Source organism: Streptomyces sp. NPDC001634 (assembly GCF_040298185.1).
Classification (GTDB): Bacteria; Actinomycetota; Actinomycetes; order Streptomycetales; family Streptomycetaceae; genus Streptomyces.
On the sequence record NZ_JBEOZU010000034.1, the window covers coordinates 43,671 to 65,840 of the forward strand.

General features: G+C 70.2%; 22 protein-coding genes. 17 read left to right on the plus strand and 5 right to left on the minus strand.

The genetic code is table 11. The features are described 5' to 3' along the window. From ABT186_RS23320 to ABT186_RS23385, 14 genes are all read left to right on the plus strand, one after another. A complete protein-coding gene (locus tag ABT186_RS23320) occupies positions 1-228 on the plus strand; it encodes an AAA family ATPase (RefSeq protein WP_351926604.1) in 228 nt (75 codons plus the stop codon). Next, positions 225-3,437 (plus strand): AAA family ATPase, encoded by a 3,213-nt coding sequence (locus tag ABT186_RS23325; protein WP_351926606.1) that lies wholly within the window; start codon positions 225-227, stop codon positions 3,435-3,437. Before ABT186_RS23320 ends, ABT186_RS23325 begins: the two co-directional genes overlap by 4 nt. A 586-nt stretch (positions 3,438-4,023) precedes the next feature. Then, on the plus strand, positions 4,024-5,544 hold the full coding sequence (locus tag ABT186_RS23330; protein ID WP_502973293.1) for a transposase: 1,521 nt from the start codon (positions 4,024-4,026) through the stop codon (positions 5,542-5,544). Next, positions 5,541-6,314 carry an AAA family ATPase gene (locus tag ABT186_RS23335; RefSeq protein ID WP_351926609.1) on the plus strand — a complete coding sequence of 258 codons (774 nt, stop codon included), beginning with the start codon at positions 5,541-5,543 and terminating at the stop codon, positions 6,312-6,314. Before ABT186_RS23330 ends, ABT186_RS23335 begins: the two co-directional genes overlap by 4 nt. Positions 6,315-6,441: 127 nt before the next feature. Further along, the gene (locus tag ABT186_RS23340) at positions 6,442-7,485 is read left to right on the plus strand and encodes a hypothetical protein (protein WP_351926611.1); all 1,044 of its coding nucleotides are present in this window, start codon (positions 6,442-6,444) and stop codon (positions 7,483-7,485) included. A gap of 104 nt (positions 7,486-7,589) precedes the next feature. Then, the gene (locus ABT186_RS23345) at positions 7,590-8,000 is read left to right on the plus strand and encodes a hypothetical protein (RefSeq protein ID WP_351926613.1); all 411 of its coding nucleotides are present in this window, start codon (positions 7,590-7,592) and stop codon (positions 7,998-8,000) included. A gap of 1 nt (position 8,001) precedes the next feature. Continuing rightward, positions 8,002-8,511 carry a Pycsar system effector family protein gene (locus ABT186_RS23350; RefSeq protein WP_351926685.1) on the plus strand — a complete coding sequence of 170 codons (510 nt, stop codon included), beginning with the start codon at positions 8,002-8,004 and terminating at the stop codon, positions 8,509-8,511. A gap of 129 nt (positions 8,512-8,640) precedes the next feature. Next, on the plus strand, positions 8,641-9,210 hold the full coding sequence (locus ABT186_RS23355) for a Crp/Fnr family transcriptional regulator (protein ID WP_351926615.1): 570 nt from the start codon (positions 8,641-8,643) through the stop codon (positions 9,208-9,210). A gap of 113 nt (positions 9,211-9,323) precedes the next feature. Further along, positions 9,324-10,142: a hypothetical protein gene (locus ABT186_RS23360; RefSeq protein WP_351926617.1), complete on the plus strand. Its 819-nt coding sequence runs from the start codon at positions 9,324-9,326 to the stop codon at positions 10,140-10,142. Then, on the plus strand, positions 10,139-12,169 hold the full coding sequence (locus tag ABT186_RS23365; RefSeq protein ID WP_351926618.1) for a hypothetical protein: 2,031 nt from the start codon (positions 10,139-10,141) through the stop codon (positions 12,167-12,169). Before ABT186_RS23360 ends, ABT186_RS23365 begins: the two co-directional genes overlap by 4 nt. Then, positions 12,166-12,933 carry a hypothetical protein gene (locus ABT186_RS23370; RefSeq protein ID WP_351926620.1) on the plus strand — a complete coding sequence of 256 codons (768 nt, stop codon included), beginning with the start codon at positions 12,166-12,168 and terminating at the stop codon, positions 12,931-12,933. Before ABT186_RS23365 ends, ABT186_RS23370 begins: the two co-directional genes overlap by 4 nt. Continuing rightward, entirely contained in the window at positions 12,930-13,340 is a 411-nt protein-coding gene (locus ABT186_RS23375) for a hypothetical protein (protein WP_351926622.1), read from the plus strand. The genes ABT186_RS23370 and ABT186_RS23375 overlap by 4 nt, the downstream gene beginning before the upstream one ends. A gap of 149 nt (positions 13,341-13,489) precedes the next feature. Further along, positions 13,490-13,789, plus strand: a complete 300-nt coding sequence (locus tag ABT186_RS23380; protein ID WP_351926624.1) for a helix-turn-helix domain-containing protein — start codon at positions 13,490-13,492, stop codon at positions 13,787-13,789. Beyond that, positions 13,777-13,941: a hypothetical protein gene (locus ABT186_RS23385; RefSeq protein ID WP_351926626.1), complete on the plus strand. Its 165-nt coding sequence runs from the start codon at positions 13,777-13,779 to the stop codon at positions 13,939-13,941. The genes ABT186_RS23380 and ABT186_RS23385 overlap by 13 nt, the downstream gene beginning before the upstream one ends. Positions 13,942-14,516: 575 nt before the next feature. Here ABT186_RS23385 and ABT186_RS23395 read toward each other — a convergent pair. The 4 genes from ABT186_RS23395 to ABT186_RS23410 form a co-directional block, all read right to left on the minus strand. Continuing rightward, positions 14,517-15,986, minus strand: coding sequence for a UvrD-helicase domain-containing protein (locus ABT186_RS23395; RefSeq protein WP_351926628.1), 1,470 nt, complete (start codon positions 15,984-15,986; stop codon positions 14,517-14,519). Further along, positions 15,983-16,459, minus strand: a complete 477-nt coding sequence (locus ABT186_RS23400) for a hypothetical protein (RefSeq protein ID WP_351926630.1) — start codon at positions 16,457-16,459, stop codon at positions 15,983-15,985. The genes ABT186_RS23395 and ABT186_RS23400 overlap by 4 nt, the downstream gene beginning before the upstream one ends. A gap of 2 nt (positions 16,460-16,461) precedes the next feature. Continuing rightward, complete coding sequence (locus ABT186_RS23405; protein ID WP_351926632.1) at positions 16,462-17,244, minus strand: DUF6083 domain-containing protein; 783 nt, start codon at positions 17,242-17,244, stop codon at positions 16,462-16,464. Positions 17,245-17,491: 247 nt separating this feature from the next. Beyond that, entirely contained in the window at positions 17,492-17,755 is a 264-nt protein-coding gene (locus ABT186_RS23410; protein WP_351926634.1) for a helix-turn-helix transcriptional regulator, read from the minus strand. A gap of 177 nt (positions 17,756-17,932) precedes the next feature. Between ABT186_RS23410 and ABT186_RS23415 the strand changes: the two genes are divergently transcribed. The 3 genes from ABT186_RS23415 (at position 17,933) to ABT186_RS23425 (ending at position 20,634) form a co-directional block, all read left to right on the plus strand. After that, positions 17,933-19,000: a hypothetical protein gene (locus ABT186_RS23415; RefSeq protein ID WP_351926636.1), complete on the plus strand. Its 1,068-nt coding sequence runs from the start codon at positions 17,933-17,935 to the stop codon at positions 18,998-19,000. Positions 19,001-19,198: 198 nt separating this feature from the next. Further along, complete coding sequence (locus tag ABT186_RS23420; RefSeq protein WP_351926638.1) at positions 19,199-19,843, plus strand: hypothetical protein; 645 nt, start codon at positions 19,199-19,201, stop codon at positions 19,841-19,843. A gap of 419 nt (positions 19,844-20,262) precedes the next feature. Next, positions 20,263-20,634 (plus strand): GntR family transcriptional regulator, encoded by a 372-nt coding sequence (locus tag ABT186_RS23425; protein ID WP_502973294.1) that lies wholly within the window; start codon positions 20,263-20,265, stop codon positions 20,632-20,634. Between the two features lie 82 nt (positions 20,635-20,716). Here ABT186_RS23425 and ABT186_RS23430 read toward each other — a convergent pair whose 3' ends face one another. After that, on the minus strand, positions 20,717-21,400 hold the full coding sequence (locus ABT186_RS23430) for a DUF6308 family protein (protein WP_351926640.1): 684 nt from the start codon (positions 21,398-21,400) through the stop codon (positions 20,717-20,719). Between the last annotated feature and the right edge of the window lie 770 nt (positions 21,401-22,170).

The window sequence follows — 22,170 nt, forward strand, 5'->3', positions numbered from 1 at the left end:
TTGCAGCTCACCCTCACAGCAGTACGCAGTTACCCCGGCGCCAGCACCATCGACGTCACCGGCAAGCATCTGCCTGGCACCGCTGGCGATACCGGCGCGGGCAAGTCCGCCGTCCTCGAGGCGATCGCTTTCGCGCTGTACGAGGCGTGCCCGTGGCCGAAGGACAGCAGGGGTTTTGAGGAACTGCCGTGCACCGCGCTGGAAGACACCGGGATGGAGGCATCGTGAAGCCCTTGCGGCTCACCCTCACGGGCGTGCGCAGCTACGCCGGCACCTGCAGCATCGACTTCACCGGCAAGCGCCTGCTCGCCATCCTGGGCAACACCGGCGTGGGCAAGTCCACCATCCTCGAGGCGATCATCTTCGCCCTGTACGGGACGTGTTCGTGGTCCAAGGATCCCAAGGCCGCCTACGAGCTGATCGGCAAGGGATGCCCCAGCATGGACGTGGCGTTCGAGTTCTCGGCGAACGGCCGCGAATGGAGTGTGCGCCGCACCCTGCATGCGGACGGCAAGAAGGGGCCGCAGGCCGTGCTCGAGTCCCTCGCCGAAGACAGCGCCGACATGCGGGTCGACGGCAAGGCCGCGGTGACGCAGGCGGTGACCCGGATCATCGGGCTGAACTGGGACGGCTTTGTCAGCACGGTCCTGCTGCGCCAGGGAAAGTTCGGCACCCTCCTCAAGGCCCCCAGGGCCATCCGTGCCGACATCCTGCGGCACATTTTCGGCATCAACGAGCTCGAGCGTGTACGCAAGCGGGCGGGCGTGCGACTGGAGCGCCTGAATACGCAGATCACCGAGGCCACCAGGGCCCGCGCGATTCTCCTGCCGGATCCTCATGCTGCCGCTTCCCAAGCGCTGCTGGACCTGGAACGCACCCGGGGTATCGCGGCGCGCCGGCGCGAGCGACTGGATGCGCTGCGCGCGGCCCAGGACCGGGCCGTCGGGCACAAGCACCGCAAGACGGGCGTGGACAAAGCGGCGCGGCTGCTGCGTGAGCGCGCTGTGGCGGATGCGAGCATCACGACGGCTGCGCTGGCGCGGAAGAAGAGGGAACTCGATGCCGAGGCAGCAGAACAGGAGACCACCGGACGCGACCTGACCGCGAAACTGGAGGCGGCGCAGGGCGCCCTGGACACGGCCGCACAGGCCGGTGACACGCTTCGATCCCTGTCCAACGCGTTCGCTGTCCTGTCCCGCCTGCCGGAGCGTGCAACCGGCCTGGACGCCGTCGAACAGCGGCTGAAGCAGGAGCAGGAACAGCACACCGAGCACGACCAGGAGCACACGCAGGCACGGCAGGAACTGGAAAAGCACGAGCAGCGCAACGCGGCCCTCGTCGAGGCCGCCGGCCGGGCCGAGCGCATGGTGAGCGAGGCACGCACGCACACCGAACAGATCCAGGAGGCCGTCCGGGCAGCGCTGCAGGAGGCCAACACCGCGGCCGGGCATCTGCAGACGCAGCGCACGACGCTTGAGACGGTGGAGGAACAGCGCCGCCACAGCGCCGGCCTGGAGAGCGAGTTGAAGAAGCGGCGCGGCGCTCTGGAAGCAGCCCAGGACGACCTCGCTGCGCTGCAGCGCCGGGAGGCCGCCCACGCGGCGGGCGCCGGTCTGGCGCCCGGGGACGCCTGCACGGTGTGCACCCGGCCCGTCCCAAGCGACTTCACTCCCCCGCCGCTGTTGGACGGCAAGGCGCTTACTCAGGCCAGACGCAAGGTCACCACACGCTCGAACGCCGTTGAAGCGGCGGTGGAGGCCAGGGCGGAGGCGGCCGCCCAGCTGAAGGTGTCCGAGCAGAAGGTCGAAAAGCACCGCCGCGGACACCTGGCCGCCCGCGAGCGCATGGACGCGGCATTGCTCCAGGTGCAAGAGCTCGTAGATGCGGTGCACCCGGCCGGCGCTCCGGCCCCGGCCACCGCCCTGAACACGCTGGGCGGGCAGGCGACGGCTCAGGCGCATGCCCTTGCCGAGGGCGAACCAGTAGGCCGGGCGGAGATCACCCGTGCGGTCAAAGCACTTGCCCAGCTGCTACGCGACGCGGAGGGTGAGGCCCTCACGGCACACACGAGCGCCCAGGCGGAGCTGGGGGCGGCGCAGGCCGAACATGAGGCGGCCCGGGCCGAGCTCAAACGCCAGCGCGGCCGTTTGCAGCGTGAACGCAAACGGCTGGACAAGACCCTGCTGCAGTACGAGACCGAGCTGGCGAGTCTGCTGAAGGAGGTCGGCGAACTGCCGCCCTCCATCCGCCCCGCCCAGTCCTCCCCGTCACAGCTGCCCTCCCTGCAAGACATCGCCTCCGCTAAGGAGGCGGCCGGCCAGCGCCTCGAACGGCTCGAGCAGAAGACAGTGGAGCGTGACGACGCCCGGCAGGCCCTCACGCTGCACAGCGAAAACCTGCAGGCCCTGGACGCACGCCGCCGGCGCACAATCGAGACCCCCGCGCGCAAGCTCATCAAGCAGCTGGAGCGCTGGGCGGACACGGCCACCGATGCCGCAGGCCTTCTCGAGGTGGAGGCATCCCCCGACCTGCCTCCCGTCCCGGACGCAGGCGACCTGGCCGCCGTCGACACCTACTGCATGGCCCTCGCCTCGCTGCATCAGCGTCTGACCGGCACGCTCGGGCAGGCCGCGCAGCACGCCACCGACGAGGTCCGCGCATTCGAGAAGGAGCTGATCCGCCAAGCCGGCGCCACCGCCGACGAGACGGACCCGGAACCCGGCTTCCCGGTGCCCGAGAAGAGCGACCTGCTCGCCCCCGCCGTTCTCGACCCGCTCAGCCGCAAGACCATCCAAGCCGAAGCAGCGCACGACACGGCCAAGGCCGATCTGAGCACCGCACAGTCCCAAATCCCCTACGCCGACGCGCTGGGCGCCGCCCTCGAAGCCGCCCACCGGCAGGCCGCGGTGTGGAAGAGCGTGAGCGACCAGCTCACCGACGGGAGGTTCCTCACCTATCTCACCGATCAGCGCACCCATTCGCTGCTCAGGCACGGCAGCAGGATCCTCCGGCAGATCTCCATGGGTGACTACGCGTTCACTGAGGACTTCAAGGTCGTTGATCGCGCCACCAATCACGCGCGCGACCCGGAGACCCTCTCCGGCGGAGAGACCTTCCAGACCTCCCTCGCGCTGGCGCTGGCGCTCGTCGAACTCCACAACACCAGCCACAACAAGCTGGAAAGCCTGTTCCTGGACGAAGGCTTCGGCTCGCTGGACAACACCCGCCTGGGCGACACCCTCGCTGTCCTGAGCGACAGCGTGGCCCAGGACACGAGGGTCATCGTCATCAGCCACCTGTACCCGGTGGCCGAGGTCGTCGACGACGTCCTGCTCGTCAACAAGACCGACCAGGGCTCCACGGCCGCCTGGCTCACACCGCAACAACACACCTCAGTCATCCACGACGGGATCCGGCGCCTGCTGGAAAACACCTGAGCAGTACCAGTACCAGTACCAAACCGGGCACCACAGTCGCCGAGAAGCCCATCTCCCGGCCCTCGAACAGCCTCTTCGGGCGCCGGCAGCTCCCCCGTGCGGTGACCGGCGGGCCCGGCACTTCCTTCCCGGCGCATCACAGGCCGCCCCTGCATGCCCGCGGCCGGCGCTGACAAGAACTGGCTCAGCGCCGAGCGCAGCCTCCCACCCGACGGCACCGCAGCAGGACGGCCAGTGCCGGATCCTCCCCGGTATCCCGGCGCACGCGAGTGCTCCTTGGAACAGCCGGGCCATCGAGGAACACGCCCCCCTTCCCAGCGAAGTTGCTGACGCTCGCACCCGGCGCAGGCTGACGGCTCCGCCGTGCCCGCCTCCCCTGGCATGACGCCACCTCACGGCCCTGACGGCCGGGCGTCGCCCGCAACGTCCTGCCCGAACACCCCCAACACCCCGAGGAAGCACGGCACTTGTGGCCCTTCCGCGATTCGTATCCATGTAAGGAGCAGACCGCATGAATGACTCTTCTGCCGGCACGCAGGGTGCCGGCAAAGCGGTTTTCACCGCCCGCTCGGGGCGGCTGGCCGCGCTGCCGCGGTTGCTGTCGCTGGACCAGAGCGGCGAGCTGACCAGCGCGCACGTGAAGCTGGTCGCCACGGCCGTGGGCCGCTCGGAGCGGGCGGTGTGGCGGTGGGTTGCCAAAGCGCGCGCCACCGGCCACGTCGACGCGGCGTCCCGGACACGGTTCAGCGTCACCCCGGAGATCCGGCGGCTGCTGGTGCTGTGGGGAGGCAACGCCTCCGCCGTGCACCGCGAGCTTAAGCAGCGGGCCCTGGCCGATCCCCGGCTGCCTGCGGCCCCGTCGCTGTCGACGATCCACCGGGCGCTGCGGCGGGACCTGACGCTTGGGGAGCGGGCCGGGCTCGCCAAGGGGGAGACCGCCCGGCGGGCCTTCGACGTGTTCGCACAGCGCCCTCCCACGCACCGCAACGCCGCCTGGGAGGGCGACCACAAGTGTGTGCCCGTGCGGGTGTTGCTCGAGGACCAGCTCGTGCAGCCCTGGGTGACCTGGTTCATCGACTGCCGCACCAAAGTCGTCACGGGGGTGGCTGTGACGCCCCACGCACCCAGCGCAGATGCGGTGCTGGCGGCCCTGCGGATGGCCCTGGACCGTGCCGAGCCCTTCGGCCCGGCCGGCGGCCTGCCGGGCCTGATCCGAGTGGACCGCGGCAAAGAGTTCCTGTGTGCCACCGTGGCCTCGGCCCTGGGCGCCTTCGCCGTGCCCGTCGTCGATCTCCCGGCCTACAGCCCGCATCTGAAGGGCACCATCGAGGCGCTCAACGGCGCGGTCGAGGACATGCTGTTCGTCTCCATGCCGCGCTACGTGCACCGGCAGACGCTCACCGGCGGCCGCACCGCGGATCCCAACGAGCCCGCGCTCTCCTTCGAGGCGTTCGTGGAGCTGCTGCTGAAGTGGGTGCACTGGTGGAACACCGAGCACCAGCCCAGGGGGCTGGGCGGCCGCACCCCGATGGAGGCGTGGTCGTGCGACCCCACTCCCCTGCACGATGTTCCCGCCGAACAGTTGGCCCATTTCGGGCTCGAGGACGACGGACGCACCCGCACCATCACCACGCAGGGCGTGCGGTGGCGCAACCGCCACTACATCGCCCCCTGGATGGTCGGCCAGGCCGGCGTCCGCGTCGCGGTGCGCCACCTGCCCCACCACGACATGACCATCGAGGTCTTCGGCCTGGACGGCGCGCACCTGGGCAGCGCCGTTCTGGCCGAGGCGGCCAGCGAGGAGCAGGTCAAAAAGGTCCGCAACGCCCGCACCGCCAAGGCGCGGCGGCTTCGCGCGGACATGAAGGCCGCGGAACGGCTGCGCCGCGAACGCTTCGAGGCCGTCACCACCGCCACCCCGCCCGAGCGCCTGGGTGCGCTGACCGAGGCGGAGGCCGAGGCAGAACTGGCTGACTCGGCCGCCGCAGGCCTGCGGCGGGCCGATCCGGACTACATCCCGCACCAGCCCGTCCCGGACGGCTGGGCCCGCCCGATCCCACCGGCCGCGGACGAGCCGGAAGACGACACCCCCGAGGAGAACGCGTGAGCGGCGACATGGACTACGGCAGGCTGCCCGCCGAGGACGAGGACCACTTCCACCGCCTCGATGCGCATCTGGTGGCCACCGACACGCTCATGACGACCCTGGACGACGTCCAGGCGACAATCGACGCCAAGGCCATGATGGTCGCCTACGGAGCGGCCGGATACGGCAAGACGATGTCGGTGAACTCGGCACTGCGCAAAATCGCCCCCGACAACACCTACCGCCTGGAGCTGCGCTCGGGCCCGACTCCCCGCGACATCCGCCACGGACTGTTCCACGCCCTGGGGCTGCCCGGGGAACCGCCGACCCGGCCGATCGAATTCGACACCCTCCTGAAGGAGACGCTGTCGCAGACGTTCCGCGTGCTGGTGTGCGACGAGGCCCAGTGGATGGGCCGCAGTTCGTTCGAGTACTGGCGCCACCTGTGGGACGACCGCAACACCGACATCGCGGTGATCTTCGCCGGCGGCGATGGCTGCTACAAGGTCCTCAAGCGTGAACCGATGCTGGCGTCACGGATCTTCATCTGGCAGAAGTTCACGCGCATGCCCGAGGACGAGGTCGTCGCCACGCTGCCGGCGTTCCACTCCCTGTGGGCCAAGGTTGCCCCGCAGATGATCCGCAACATCGACCGGGCCGCGGCCCACGGGAACTTCCGCAACTGGGCCACCATCACCAAGCACATGCTCAATGGCATGAAGATGAAAGGCCTGACCGAGGTCAAGCAGGACCTCGTCAACTGGGTGTACAGCAAGCTGGGCGGTATGTAGCAACGGCCGCGCATGCGCGGCGGCCCGGCGAGCCCGGGCCGCCGCCGACCACCGGGCGCGCCGTACGGACCGGCCTGGTGCCTGGCCGGTCCGGGGCGGTGTGGCGGGGCGCGGCCGGGAGAGGGCGGTGGCAGTGGCGTACAGCGACGTGACGATCGTGGTGGACGAGCGGGACGACCTGTTCTACACCCGGGCGGCGCTGCAGGCGCACCGGCCTGGGGAAGGCCGCATCACCGTGCAGCCGACGCCGGCCAGCGGCAGCCCTGCCGCGCTGGCGCACGACATGCTGTATGCGCTGGGCAAGCGGCTGGCTCCCGGGCCCCACTCCCCCGACGTGTGGCTGGACTCGGTGAACACGGCCTGGCTCGCCGCGGCCGCCTGGACGGTCGCGACCGGAGTGCGGCACGTCCTGGTCCCCCGCGCCCATCTGCTGACCATCCGCCGGATCGACCAACTGCTCGCCTGGCGTGAGATGACGGGAGCTCAGCTGACGCTGCTGTGGCAGAAGCCGCCGCGCGGACTGCCGCCGGCGCTGGCCCGCGTGGAGCGCCGCGTCAGCGGCCGGGACCAGTTCAAGGCGCTCCTCGCCGAGCCGGGACCGATACCCGCGCGCCCGTCCTTCCCTCCTGCTCTCCCGGCGAAGACGGGAGCGGCGGCGACGGCGGTGGCCGCGAGGCAGTCAGCCGCCCCGCAGCCGGGCGGGACCGAGGCGGCGTCGATGAGGCCCGGCCAGCGGGGTCACCCCTGTGCCGGTGCGCTGGCCACGGCGCAGCTGGTCCAGGCCGCTCCTGCCATCGAGATCGCGTCCGAGGAGGCCGCCGCTCTAGCCACTCTCGCACACCCGCTCATCGCCGGAACGCTGAGCGTGCTGGCCTTCACCCGGGCCAGCCTGGGCAGCCTGCGCTTCACCCGCGACCTCGACATCACCGGCGACGTCTCCGCCGTCAAGCTCCACGGGGTCGGCCATCGGCACTGCCCTTTCCACGCCGTCCCTGCCTGGGCCCGCCCGCTACTGGCCGGCACCCGCGCCCACCACCGACTGACGGGCCGCCCGCCCGGGGACAGCGTGTTCGCCCCCGTCATGCTCGCCGAAGCCCGGCATCTGCGCGCGCACGCCGGACGTCTGCCCCGGCTCGACCTGTCCCTGCCCGCCGGCGCCCTCGTCCCTTGAGCTGGGGTGCCGCCCGCTGCGCGCCACAGACACGGCACAGCTAAGGCCACCGTTCGCGTCAGGCACCGCCGCCCACGGCCGGAGGGCGACGGGGGATGGGGCAGATGCTGACCTTGCTGCGCCGGGTCATGTCGCTGCCAGATCCGCAGCCCAGCACGCCACGGGTGCTGGGTATGGATGATTTCGCCACCTGGCACGGACAGTCGTACGCCACTGCGATCACGGACGGTAAACGCCATCGTCCGACCGATGTCCTGTCCGGACATGAAGCGGGACCGCTCGCCGCGTGGCTCACCGCGCATCCCCGCGTGGAGATCATCTGCCAGGGCCGGGCAGGCGCCCACGCCGAGGAGCCCGGCTCGGTGCCCCTGACGCATGGGCGCAGCCGGACTGTGACGGATTCGGCATGCGTGATGCACTGCAGTGTGCCCAGGCCCCGACGTGATTCCTGCACGGTGTGGAGCAAAACCGAGCGATGCAGAACCGAAGCCCCGATGGAGGAACGACGTGGCTGACATGGGCGGGGGGTTCACTCCAGCTGACTGCATGGGTTGCCGGCGGCTTGGGGATGCGGCAGCGGAGATGTTCGTTGAGATGCAGCGGGCGGACACAAAGGCGACGACGTTGTGCGGCGTGACTGGCGGCCTGCTGGCCGTGGACGCTGCGACGCTGTCGACTGTGCCGGGGTCCAGTTGGCTGTCGGTGGCTGCGCTGGCGTGTGCTGCGGCTCTTCTTGGTGCGGCACTCGTCGTTGCCCTGTCCGCGATCCGCCCTGTGCTGCCACGGCACGGTGGATTCAGGGTGTTCGTAGGTCCTCTCCCAGAACAGAGCGGAGCCGAGGAACTCGTGTCGACGTTCTCGGCGATGGTCTCTGGCCAGCCTGCGCGGGCGGAGGCGGAGCGGCTGGTGTTGTTCGCCGGCTTGGCGCAGCGGAAGTTCCGTGCGGTGAAGTGGGCAGTCGATTTAACGGCAACTGCCATAGGCATGGCCGGAATTGGATTGTTGAGCGGATACATCACTGCTTGAGAACATCGTGGCGTGCCGGGTACCACACTCGGGGGGTGTATGTATCAGCCGCATGTCTCGGTCATCGGTGATGATCTTTGGTCGCAGTTGTGTCAGCTGGCTCCGGTCCGTGTGCGCCCGGCCAGGAGCGTGCTGTTACGGCAGGGGGATCCGGGCACCCACGTCATCCTGCTGGTCTCCGGATCAACCTTGATCACGCTCACCGGATCGCATGGCGAACGGACGCTGCTGGCGGTACGCGGCGCAGGTGAACTGCTGGGCGAGCTGGCGGTGTTGGACAACCAGCCACGCACCGCGTCGGTCATCGCCGCAGAGGACTGCCGGGTGCACATCATCCCTGCCCCTGACTTCCTGGCCTTCGTGGACCGCCACGATCTGCAGGCCGCGCTGCTGCGTCACGCCATCGCGCGGGTACGCGAAGCGGAGACCGTACGTCTCGAGATGGCCACTTCGGCCGTGCCCGTGCGCCTGGCCTCGGCGCTCGCACGGCTGCTCCAGGCCGCGTCGGCGGGCGGCGCCGAATGCCTCGTGCGGCTGACGCAGCTGGAGCTGTCACAGCTGATCGGCGCGTCCCGCAACGCCGTGGGAACGGCCTTGAAACCGTGGCGCGAGCAGGGATGGCTCGCCACGGAGGCCGCTGGCGGACTCATCATCCGCGACATCACATCGATCCAGTCACACGCTCACGCGCAGACGTGACCGACCGCACCGGCGCGGTGCCCAGCACTGGGCACCGCCGTCGCCCGGGCGCATCCAGCATGAGGCAGCACACCCACTCGGATTTCCCCGACACGATGGAAAGGCTGCTGCCCATGCCCTCTCTCGTCCCGTCCGACGTCACCGATGTGCCGCCGGAGCATGCTCTGTTGACCGTCGATATGAAGGAGTACAGCAAGCTCCCCGAGGCGAAGATGGCGCCCGCGCGGGCCGATCTGGACAGCATGCTGTCGACGGTGTTCGCTCAGTGCGGGATCGGCGACGCGACGCTGCTCGGCGCCGTCAAGGACCGTGGAGACGGTGCCATCTTCGTGCTGCCGGCCCGGCACGCGGCACGGTTGATCGACCCTCTCCTCGTCCACCTCGGTCAGGCACTCGAGCGGCGCGAACAGACCCGGCTGGCCAGCGCGCCGACGATCCGGCTGCGGGCCAGCGTGCACGTCGGGCCCCTGGCGCCGCCGGAGCACCGGGGGGACGCGGTCAACGACGCCTGCCGGCTGGTCGACAGCGACGCGGCCCGCCGAGCCATGACCGCCGCGGTGGACCACGGAGTGCTGCTGGCTGCCGTGGTGTCGGACACCGTCTTTGGCCGCACGGTCGCCGCGGGCCGCACGCCAGCTCTCAAGGAGCATCACTTCCACCGGGCCACCGCCCGCGTCGAGGGCAAGCCGGGCTTTGAGCAGATCTGCTGGCTCTTCGTCCCCGGGCTGGTCCCCTCGGTACTCGCCCCCTACCTCGCACAGGACAGCGGCGCCGTACCCGGCGGCCGCCCCAGCCAGGCCGCTCAGCACAGCACAAAGGCCACCACCGCGAACGAGAGCAGCGGCGCCGTACGCCAGAAGGGCAAGGCCAGCGGCAAGGCCCGGCTGATCCAGGTCGGCCGCGACTACATCCCCAGCCAGGAGCAGTCATGACCGACGCCGAGGGCACTGCAGCGGTGCAGCAGCAGATCGAAGCGTCCGGCCAGGCACAGGTGACGCAGGTCGCCGGCGACTACGAAGAGCACCACCACCAGTACGTCCGGGGCTGGCAGTACCTGCGCAGCGCCAGTGTCGACGACGGCGAACTGGACCTCGCGGAACACGCGTTCGTCGATCCCCCCGGGCCGCAGGGATCCGGCCAAGTGGCGCAGGCCGTCAGTATGCTCAGCCGCCCCTACGGCAAGAGCCACGTCCTGGTGCTGTGCGGGCAGGCCGGCACGGGACGGCGCACCGCCGCGCTGCATGCGCTGCGGAAGGCGGGGGTGCCCAGGAAGCAGATCAGCTGGCTGGTCCTGGACTGGGACCAGCCGCGCACCGAGCAAATCCCCCACACCGAGGGGCGCGCATTCGTTCTGGACCTGACGGACTACCGCGATCTGTCGGAGGACTTCTACACCGCCCTTGCCGACTACCAGAAGCAGGCACAGGCCGCCGACGCCGTTCTGGTCATCCTGGCCGATCCGAACGGCTGGAACCCCAGGACCCTCGCGACCGTGCCGACCGTGCACCTCGCACGCCCCTCGGCCGCACTGGTCGCCGAGGCTCATCTGCGCCACCTCGCTGTTGGCCGGGTGGACTGGCTGACGCATGATTCACTCCACGACCTGCTCGCCCCCGCAGCGCCGGCATCCGACGGCGCCCGGCTGGCACGCCTCATCGCCGAGGCCAAGGACGACGGCCAATCCGCAGTCGGCAAGCAGTTCACCGACTGGCAGAAGCACCTGGAAACCTGGTTCGAGGAGCACTCCGCACCGGGAGACCTGCAGGAGCGCGCGCTTCTAATTGCGGCCGCTCTGCTGGATGGGGCCCCGGCCGCCGTCGTACTCGGGGCCGCGGACCAGTTGTTCACGCAGGTCGGTGGTGAACTGCCGCGTGGCGGTGCGCTGTACGGTCGTGACCTGGACAAGCGGCTGGCCGCCATCGGCGCCTCGTACAGGGATGACGAGGGCATCTCCCTGGAGGAGAAGCAGCGTGGGCTGTCCGGGGCTGCACTGAAGTATGTGTGGCGGCAGCGGCCGCAGCTGCGGCCCGTGCTGCTGGAGTGGGCCTCCCAGATCAGCGCACCCAACAAGATCGCCGTGCGTCATCTGCAGCGCATCGCCGACTGTCTGGTGCCGCTGGCGTTGCTGCCCGGCGGCTCGACCGTGCTGTCCGTGGCCAGGCGGTGGATCGAGACCGACCGTGTGGCGCACCGTCAGCTTGCCATCCACATCCTGGAGACCATGGCGCTCCATCCGGTCGCGGGCGTCGCCGTACGTAAGCAGCTGTACGACTGGGCCCAGCAGAAGACAACCAGCGAACAGCTGATCGCCGCGGTCGCCGCGGTCTGCGCGGGCGAGCTGGGCCAGCGGTATCCCCGGGTCGCCCTGACCCGGCTGCGGCTGCTGGCCTCCCGCGATGACGACCAGGCCCGAGACACCGTCGCCGACGCGGTGCGCACCCTGGTGAGCACTCCCGAGCAACGCGTCCTGGTGCTGTCGGAGATCGTGGAATGGGCCGAATCCAGCGACAGCACCATTCGTAAGGCCGGAGCGGGCACGTTCCTGGCCCTGACCGACATCACCAGCGACATCCTCCTGCCGCTGCCCGCGAACCACGAGTGCACCGGCGAGGCCGTCGGCGCTCCCGATGTGCTGGCCGGTCAGCTGTTCGTTCGCGGCTGGCGCGCGGCCCTGCAGGAGCCCAGGGCAGCGCAGGCGGCGTATCGGCATCTGGCGGCCTGGCTGGACTCGCCCAAGCTCCAGGACGACCAGGTCCTGCCCCTGGCGGCGCAGGTGCTGCGCGGTTATCTGGGCCAGGAAGGCCCATCCGGCCTGCTGGTGGGCTCGCCCGACAGCTCCGAGCTGGGACGGGCCCGGCGCGCACAGCTGTTCGCCCAGCTGATCTCCGAGGTGGCCTCCCCTGCGAGCCCCAGCGCCATGGCGCGGTCCGGTGGTGACGGCGCCGCCGTGACGGCGTGAGTCTGCTGCGCCGGCGCAGCAGACCGGCCCAGCTCGCAGCAGATACGGCAGGCACGAGCACGGCTCATCCGCTCGTGCTGAGTGACGAGCGGATGGCCAGCCGCATCAGCAGTGTGCGCTTCACCGTCCGCATCACAGGGAGCTGGCAGTGGACGACGCACCCCGGTGACACGGGCCAGGGCGACCTGGCGATGCTGGCGCGTGCGCACCTGCGCCGGCAGGCCGCGGGAATCCTGTGTCAGCACTCCGTTCTGGATCTCGCATCGGCCCACGACGCCCTCAACTCGTCCCTGACACAACGCGGTTTCCCCATGCCTGGGCTAGAGGTCAGCGGCATGGCCGAGCTGAGCGTCGCGGCAGCGGACCGCGCCCTGGCCGAGGAACATGCCCGCCGGCAGCAGGCGGCAGACCTCGAACACGGCGAGGAGCTGCATCGCCTGGCCCAGCTGCAGCGGGTGCTCGCCGACCCGGACCTACGCCGCGTGTGGTGGATGGCCCAGTTCCCCGACCGCTTCAACGACCTCGACAACCTGGCCCAGGCGCTGAAGGGGCTGCCTGCTCCGCAGGAGGCGCAGGACGACGACCTGCGCGGTGACATTCGGCGTTTCACCGACGACCTCGTCACCACCCTGCACACCCCGCAGCAACGCGAGGTCTTCGTCCAGGCCCTCGTCCAGACCCTCACGGCCCTCGGCCACCAGCGCCTGGCCACCGCCGCCGTCCTCCGGCACCGCCCTCACGATCCCGGGAGCACACCGGCATGAAACTCCATACCGCACGCTGGTTCCTGGCCCCTGTGCGCCAGCTGCGCACCCGCCGGCTCATGGCCCGGCACGGGCCGACGCTGTCGTACGACACCGCCTGGGCCCTGATCACCCTGCACAGCGCACCAGACGAAACCACCCTCGTGCGCGCCTGGGCCCGCGAGAACCCCGGCGCTGCCCCCGGCGTCCACTACGACCACTGGCACACACTGAGCCAAGCCGAACAGCAACGCCGCCTCAGGTGGCTGCGCAGACACGGGCACTCCCCCATCCAGCTCCTCCAACTCGACGCCGGCCTCATCCTCAGCACAGGCCTCCACGTCCTGGACTGGGGCCGCCCGCCGATCCCTGCCGACCAGCACCATGCGACGCCACCCCCCTGGTCACAAACCCGCGAACAGCCCTGAGCGGATCCGGTGAAGCGGTTGCGTTGGGTAGGTTTCCTTTGGGAGGGACGTCATGCCGATGAGCCTGCGTGTCAAGCTGACCGACGGTCAGCGACGTGAGCTGCACGCGTTGCTGGCTCGCCGCGATCTGACCGCCTATACCCGGCAGCGTGCGGAGTGCATCCGTTTCCTGGACCGCGGCAGGTCTGTTTCCGGAGGTCGCCGACCTGCTGGAGTGTCGTCCGGCCGCGGTCCGCGCCGCTGTCTACCGCTTCGCGGACGGCGGGATCGAGGCGCTGCCCGATGCCCCTCGGCAGGGTCGTCCGGCAAAGCTCCTGGGGCCGGACGACCGGTCCGCTCTGGCCGAGTTGCTCGATGTCTCCGCCGAGGCGGGGATCACGTGGAGCGCCCCGGCCGTGTGCGACTGGCTCGGGTCGAGCGCGAGGTGGAGATCTCTGTGGACTGGCTGAGCGAGTTGCTGCACCGCGAGGGTTTCCGCTGGAAGCGCACCCGTGACAGCGTGCGGCACAAGGCCGCCCCCGTTCTCCAGCAGGCTGCCCGGGCCCAGCTGGAGCACTTGCGGCCTTGCGGTAAGCCGCACACGCCGGAGAACGCGACCTGATCTTTTCTGGACGAGTCCGGCTTCGCCCCGACGATGCCCACCGGCTGCACCTGGCCGCGCATCGGCCGACGGGCCGTGGTGCCGCGTGCGGACACCAGAAACCGGCGGGTCAATGTGCTCGGCGCCAAGATCGTCGGTATCGAGCCGGACCTCCTCTGGCAGCACACCTGCGGGAAGATCAACGCGTGGACACTGCTGGAGTTCGTCTGCGCGCGGCTGGCGGGCCTGGGTGGTGGCGCGGCCGTGCTGGACCTGGCCGCCGACGGCCTCGGCACCGATGTGATGCCGGTGTGGGAACGGCGCAGGCGGTGCACGATAGTGCTGGACAAGGCCTCGGCGCATGTGGCCAAGGCGTTCAAGGGCCGCCGTCGTCCGCTGGGGTGGAGCTGTTCTATCTGCCGCCATACAGCCCGGAGCTGAACGACATCGAGCTGGTCCGGCGGCAGGCGAAGTACGAGGACTACGCACAGCGCGCCCAGACCAGCACCGACTCCCTCGGCAAGGCCGTCGACCAGGCCATGCCCCAGCAGCGAGACAGACTCCGAGCATCAAGCAAGGAACTTCGCCCAAGCCGCTTAGACGGGCAGGGTGCCGTCGGGATGGCCGTGGATCCAGGACAGACCGCCCAGGTCGAGGCATTGGCGGGTGCGGGTGACGGCTACATAGGCCAGGCGGGCCTCGGCGTCGTCGACGGGGTCGGGTGGCATCGCGGTGTCGGTGCGCTCGTCAGGAGCGTCGTTTTCGGGGCGGGTGAAGTCGTCTGCGATAAGCACACGGGGCCATTCGCGTCCCTTGGCCTTGTGGGCGGTGGAGACGGTGACCTGGGCGTGCGGCTCCGGGGCAAGGTGGGCGACGGCGACGAGGATGGCGTCGGTGCCGTGGGTGTCGACGAGGTTGACCAGGGGCTGCAGGTCGCGGCCGGCCGGATCGTGGGCGGCATAGTCCTGCAGGTCGCTCCAGCTGGGGAAGAGGATGAGTTCGGGGTGGTGGGTGCGGCGGCCCTCTTTCAGGTCGCGGGCGGCGAGAGCCAGCGCCTGCAGGCTGTCTCCTCCCCCGGCCAGAGCGACCCCGTATCCGGCGGCCATGAGGGTCATGACCTGGGCCATGGCGCCGACGTTAGTACGGCACAGCACGACGTCCGGCCGGGTGACGGGGCCGAGTTCGGTGGGCACGGCGGGAGTACCGGTCAGGCGGATCGGAGCATCGGCCAGGCGTAGCCAGCGGTTGGCTTCCGCGGCGAGATCGGGGCCGAAGCGGAAGGACTGCGACAGGGTCAGGTGGGTGCCGTCGAAGCCGGTCATGATGTCTTTGGCGCCGCGCCAGTGGTAGATGGCCTGGGCGGAGTCGCCGACCAGGACAAGCTGGGCGTGCTCGCGCTGGGCGAGGAAGATCTGCTCGACGACGGGGTTGGTGTCCTGGGCCTCGTCCAGCAGCAGGAAGTCGGCGTCGATGCGCGGCCGGGTGAGGGCCCAGATCTTGAGGTAGTGGTCGTGGTCGAAGCGGACGGCGCCGTCGTCGGGGTGCTGCAGGTCGGCCCAGGCTTTGGCGGCGAACGGCACGAGGTGGGCAGCGAGTTGGGCGTGCAGGTCGGGGTCTTCCAGGCCGCGCAGACGGGGCACGTGGTGGCGGGTGATGGTCTCGTCGGCGGTGTGGCAGAAGCGGGTCACGGTACGTAGGACGGCGTTGGACAGGGCGCGTTGGGAAACCTCGCGGTCGCCGATGCGGACGGCTGTGGTCAGGCCGAGGGCTTGTCCGGTCTGCCAGGCCGGGCGGCGGGGTGCGTTCAGGCGGTGGGTGTAGCGGTGGCCGATGGCGGCGTAGGCGAGGGCGTGGGCGGTTTTGCACTGCACGGTGTGTGGGAAGCGTGCGCGTGCGTCCTGGGCGATGGCCCGGTTGTAGGCGAGGTAGCGGCCGCGGCGGGTGGTGGCGTGGGCGAGGAGGGCGAGGGTGGTGGTCTTGCCGGTGCCGGCGCCGGCCTGCAGGGCGAGGTGGTGGCCGGCGTGGAAGGCGTCGGCGGCTGCCGTTTGTTCGTCAGTGGGGTTCACGGGGTGGGCCTCTCGGGGAGTCGGGTGAGTGCGTGCCCGACGGCGGCCAGCAGGTAGGCGGGGGTGGTGTGGGCCAGCAGTTGGCGCACCACGCGGTCGAGGCGGTCGGTCTCCCGGTCGGCGTGCTCGGCCAGGATCCGGTGCAGGGCCAGTTCCAGGAAGTGCTCGGGTGTCTGTGCGGCGCGCCGGGCCTGGGCCGTGAGGGCGGCGTGTACGGCGGGTGGGAAGGCGACGTTGAGCAGCACGTGGTGGTCGGCGTCCGGGTAGTGCGTGGTGATCACGTCGATGGGCAGCCGTGCCCCGAGTCGGTGGCGCAGCCTGCGTAGGGCCCGGTGGGGTGTCTTGGCGGGCATGAGGGCGATGAGGCGGGTGGCGTCGTGGTTAGCGGCGAGCGGTAGCAGGCGGGCGGCGTGGTGCAGGGCTGCCGGGGAGAGGGGGCGGGTGAGGGTGATCTCCAGGGCGTGGTGCGGCATGGTTATCCCTGCCGGCGCCGGCCGGCCGTGGGGTGCGGCAGGCGGGTGTGGATGTGGGGGGCGTGCCGGAACGGGTCGAAGATCTGCCAGGTGGTCAGAGTGAGGTCGGCGGCTGCGGTGAGGGCAGCGTGGGCGGGGCAGCGTTGGGTGCGCCAGCGTCGCTGTTCGGTGTGAGGCAGGGAGCCGAGGTCGTAGACGACCATCAGGGCGTCGGGGAGAGGTGGTTGGTGGCGGCGGGGGCTGGTGGGCAGCAGTCGCCAGGTTCCGGCCGGACTGTCGGGGTGCAGGACGGGCTGGGGGCATCGCTGCCGGTGGCGGGTCTGGGCCACGCAGCGGATGTGCTCGAGGGGGCCGTCGGCGAGGTAGCGGCCCAGCAGCATGTTCACGACGGGACGAGCGGGCTGACCGGTGGCGACCGACGGCGCGTCGGGGGCGGGCGTGATGGGGGCGCGGTGGCCGGTGTCGATCAGGCGGCGGGTGCGGACCGCGAGTTGGCGGCGCAGCTCGTTCACGTACGGGCTGGTCGGGCAGTGGGGGGTGAGGGCCGGGCAGAGTGCGGCGTGCGGGATGCGGCACCAGCCGCTGCCATCCTCATGAGGGTGGGCGATGCCGCTGCTCAGGTGCCAGCGGCAGGTCCCAGGGACGCTCTGGGTGGTGAGTTCGGTGGGGTGGAGGGCGATGGGCCGCTGGTCGGGGCGCGGGTAGATGTCGATGCGGTGGCCGCAACTGCGGCAGATGCCGCTTTGGCCGTGGCGCAACAGGCGGCTGGGGCTGTGTGCGGCCACGTGGAGACAGCGGCGTGGATGCCTAGTGCGCGGGCTGCAGTCCCAGTGGCGGCCGGTGGGGGTGTGGTTGGGGCACATGGCGGCGACCGTGCCAGGCGGCATTCAACGGCGGGGGACGTGGCGGCTGTGGTGTCCCCCGGACGGCCCCGCCTGCTCGAACAGGCGAGCTTACGGCTGTCATGCGTTCTAGCACGGTTCACCGTTCGGGTGATTTTTGCGGTGCTGTGCTCGGTGAACTGGCGCGGGGTCAGGCGTCCTGTGAACCGGGCGGGGTGTGGTTGCCGCACAGGGCGCCAAGGAGTTCGCCGATGGGGACGTCGAGGGCGTGCGCGAGGGCGTGCCAGGTGGTGATGTTGCCGGCGCCGCGGCCGTGTTCGAGGTCGATGACGGTGCGCCGGGCCAGGCCGCTACGGTCGGCGAGTTCGTCGAAGGTCCAGCCGCGGTCGTTCCTCAGACGCGCCAGCGTTACGCGCAGGGCGGTGAGGTCGGGATCGGGCTGGAAGATCGACACCCGACTATCCGACGGTCCCGCCACCCGCCCTGTCAGTGCGAATTTCTGCACTTTCGGTTTCTGCGAGAGGGTGCCGTTTACGGTTTGGGAATCTGCACGTCCGTGCGTTGGTCCAGGTGCCTTTCCCCGGTACGCACCGGCCACGGCGGCAGTGAACGACAGGAGGGCAACCCGCCGATGAGGCTTGCCGGTGGGCACGTCGCGGTGCGGCGTATCTGGACCGTGGAACTGTGTTCCCGCGCAGGCGCGCCACGTCTTGTCTGTACGCGCTGCACTCCGCGCACTCCCGTCCTTGGGACGGCGTCCGCGCGGTCGGCCGCCCTGGCGCATCTGGCCTGCCACGCCCGCACCGACGTACTGCCGGGGCACCTGCGCACCTGCCAGTGCCGGGCACAAGGCTGTTGCTGGCATCCGCGTCATCGCGGCTGCGCAGGGCCGGTACTGCTCGCCCTCACCCGCGACCGCGGCGGCCGCACCTGGCGCCTGGCCGACACCTGTGCGGCCTGCGCAGCGGCGACGAGCCACACCGCGGTCGTGCCGGACACCCTGGTCGGCCCTCACCGGCCACGCCCTTCCCGCTGCCCGTCCCCTCCTCCGCTCAGCGGGCCCGAGCCCGGGTTCGACCAGCGGGTGCGAGTGCGGGAGATGCTCACCTACCTCGCCGCCGCGCTTCCCCGGTTCACCTCTCCTGCCGCTAGGCTGCTGGCCCTGCAGTGCGCTCTGCGGGCCGACACCCGCGGTGAGGTCCGGCTGCCAGCAGGTCTGCTGAGCGGCATGCGTCTGCGCGGGCGCAGGGAACTGTGGGAGGAACTCGCTCACAGCGGCTGGCTGGAGACACCAGACCTCAGGCCGGCCCGCCTGGAGGTGCGGCTGCTGGATGCAGCGGTCCTGGACCAGGCTCCCAGTCGTTGCGCACGCCGCCGTGCCGCGCTCTGGGCACTGCGTCCCGCGCCGCTGCTCGTGCCACCCACCGCACCGCATGCCCTGCGGCTGACTGCGCTCGTGCTGGCCGCGCACACCTCCACCCAGGTCCACCACAGCACCGACATGGACGTCCTCGCCCACCTGTGCGGACACTCACCCCACCAGACCGCGGAACTGCTGGACCGGCTGACGGGCAGCGGCACTCTGACCGCCTGGCAGCACAACCGGGACACCGACGAAGTCCTGTGGCAACTCCCCCATCAACAGGCCTCAAGTCATCCCGCTGCACGCCCCAGGCAGCGCCACTCACCACAACCATGAAGCTCCGGTTGAGAAAAAGACATCACTCAAGAAGAACAACAGACTCCACCCATCCGTACTATCTCTACGCCGGGCTACGCGCAGCAGTCATCGCCACTGCCGCTCGGATCCCAGCCCGAGACCACAGGCGGATGGTTCTCCGCGCCTGCGCCACAGGTGCTGCACGCCCGGCCAGGACCCCGAGAGAAAGGTCGACCCATGTCCGAGAGCACGACTGCCGCCACAGGCCTGACATCGCAGTACGCCGCACAGGTGACCAACGACCTCGAGGCCAACACCAAGGAGCAGGAACGCATCACCGCGGAGATCGCCGCGCTGCAGGAGCAGCTGGCTGCTCTCCAGCATGACCACTCCGTGCTGGTCAATGTGCAGCAAGTGCTGGGCGTCGCACCGGCACCGGTTCAGCCCGCAGCCGCCCCGAGCAGCGCCGCAGTGCCTGCTCCGCGCAAGGAGGCCTCCGCTGAGCCCGGGGCCGGCAAGCGGACGCGAGCGAAGAAGACGGCTGGCACACAGGGCGCCACGACCGGCAAGAGGTCACCGGCCAAGAAGCCCGCGGACCAGGGTGCAGCCACGAAGGCGGCCCAGCGCACGCTGGTCGAACTCGTCCGCAGCCACCTCGCCGAGCAGAGCGAACCGCGCTCCGCGGCCGAAGTCGCCACCGCACTCGACAAGGCCCACCCCGAGCGCGGCATCAAGGCCACCGTCGTGCGTACCACCCTCGAAGGCCTCGTGGCCAAGAACCAGGCCCAGCGGACCAAGCAGGGTGCGTCCGTCTTCTACACCGCCCCCGGTGCGGCTGAACAGATGGCCACACCGGCGAACGAGGAGCAGCCGTCCGAGTAAGCCAAGTGTGCCGCTGACAGTACGCGAACGAAGACGGCGCTGGGCCGCCTGGCACGGCGAGTCGGCCAGCAGCGCGGGCCGGCCACCGCACTGACCACCCTGTCACGCTCGCCACCCGCCACACCCTCGCTCACTGGCGGGGGCTTCGCCAACTGGGAAGGGAAGTCGCCCTGTTGACCGTCAGGAGCGAGATCGTTCGCAGCCCGATCAGGCTTCCGCCGATGACTCCAGTTCCTCGCCCGGTGGGATGAAGGTGTCGGCGCTGTCGGCGTCCTCGACATGGCCGTACGCGTCGACCGTGATAGCGGTCGCCCGCCCGTTCGACGTGATGAGCAGCCGAACCGGCCGCGCCGCGACACCACCGCCAGGCCCTGACGCCTCCGTACCAGCGGACCACCGCGGACCTTCGGCGACAGATCCTGTCCGGACGGCTCAAGCCGGGCGAGCATCTGCCTCCCGTGCGCGGCCTCCAGCAGCCGTACGCGATCGCCGGCGCCACCGCCCAGGCGGCCTTGCGCGTACTGCCCGCCGAAGGGCTGATCGGCATCGTGCACGGCAGAGGCAGCTTTGTCGCCGGTCCCCTCCCCCAAGAGGGGGGTGGCAGCGCTCGGTGCCGCCCCCCGGATGGCACACCCTCCAGGAACAATCGCACTGAACAGCGCCGCGCCCTCGGGACCGCGTCCTACGCTCCGTGCCCCTCGCCGGGCTGTGCAGTCAAGCGTGCCGAGGATGCTCGCCGGGCTGACTCCGGGCGTGCCGGTCCCGGCCGCATCCGGCGAGATCACCGGTAGAATTCAGCTCTCCTGCACAGCCAGGCACGCCACAACCGACCACCGGGGCACGCCGCTCGGCATTCCGGCTTCGCTGCCGACGTCAGCGAGGACAGGCGTGCCCCTCCGCCCGGTGCCCCATCCACACCGCCACGTCGCATATCCGCAGCGCACTCACCGTCTCCGGCACCCCCGCAACCTGGCGCAGCTTGAGCAACTGGCGGTGCAGGGCGCGGTCGTCCGCGCGCAGCGCGGTATGCAGCGCAAGCCAGAATGAGGGGCGGGGGCGGCCCAGAGCGCAGCGCACCACCTTGTCGTAGACCGGTAGCACCCGCGGCCGCTTCCTGGCCAGGAGCTTCCCAGCGATCACCCACCCGACATCAAACTGACCTTCGAGCAGTCGCCAGGCGCGGTCTGCCGGCGAGCCGTCGGCCACAACGACCGCGTCGGCATCAACCATGTCGATGTCCCTGGGAATGGCCTGCAGCAGACCGGACAGCCGCGCGCCGAGGCGGCCCTCCAAGAGGTCCAACGCGACAGGCGCCGGAACGGTGACCGACAACGCCTGCACCGCGACCAGGTCCTCCGCCGTGATCCGGTCGGCCACATCCGGCCTGTCTCCCCCACCAGCCAGATGCTCGAACCGACTGCCGGTGAACCCGGCCACTCCAGTCGGCAGACCTACACCGAAGTAGCGCCGCAGATCACCCACAGCACGCTCGGCACCCATCCGTTCTTTCAATCGCTGTCCCAACGGCGACAACGACGCTCCACTGGGAGAGATCACGCGAATCCATCCTTCATCGAGATCATAAGCAAAGCAGTCTGCAGCAGGACGGTCAGGCGGGCGTGTCAATACAGACGCAGCTGTCAGGCGCCACACCGCCACCACGGCAGGACGACGGCAGCTTGTACTCGCGAAGCGGCACAACCGGGTTGCGGTCCGTTCGGGCCCTCTCCAGCAGCGTGGCATGCCCAAGGTATGAAGCCGTCAGCGGGACACGGCCGGCGAAGAGCCTGGGGGTGCGGCCGGGACGTGCCCAGGCTAAGGGTTGCCGTGGCCAGCAACCGACCGTAATTCCTACGAAAGGGCATCCCCTAACGCTTCGCTGCTGGCTCAGCGGTGTGCGGGGCGCAGGTACTCAGCAGGACGGTGCGCACGAGCTCTTCGCCGCGGGTGGTGCTGGCCTCGAAGTCGCGGTATGCCATGGCGGCGAAGTCAGTCAGGGGCGGAAGTGCCCGCGCACTGCTGACTGCACGGACCATGACTCTGTGGCTACGGCAACTATTTAGTCACGAAGCGTCGTTGGTCATCACATCACCTTCACATACCTGCCAGGATGCGGAAGCGGGCTCTGGAACGGGGGGGTTGTGCCGGCACCCGGGTGGTATGCGCGGTTAGCTGCGGTACGCGGTGTGGTCTATCAGCCTCCGGCCGGGCTGAATATGGACCGGCTACGGGCCGCTGGTTGGGGACAACAGCCAAGGATCGAGCGGTTCCAGGGGCATGAGCCGTCGCTGTGGTGGGGAAACACCACCCAGTCGCCAGCTCAGCAG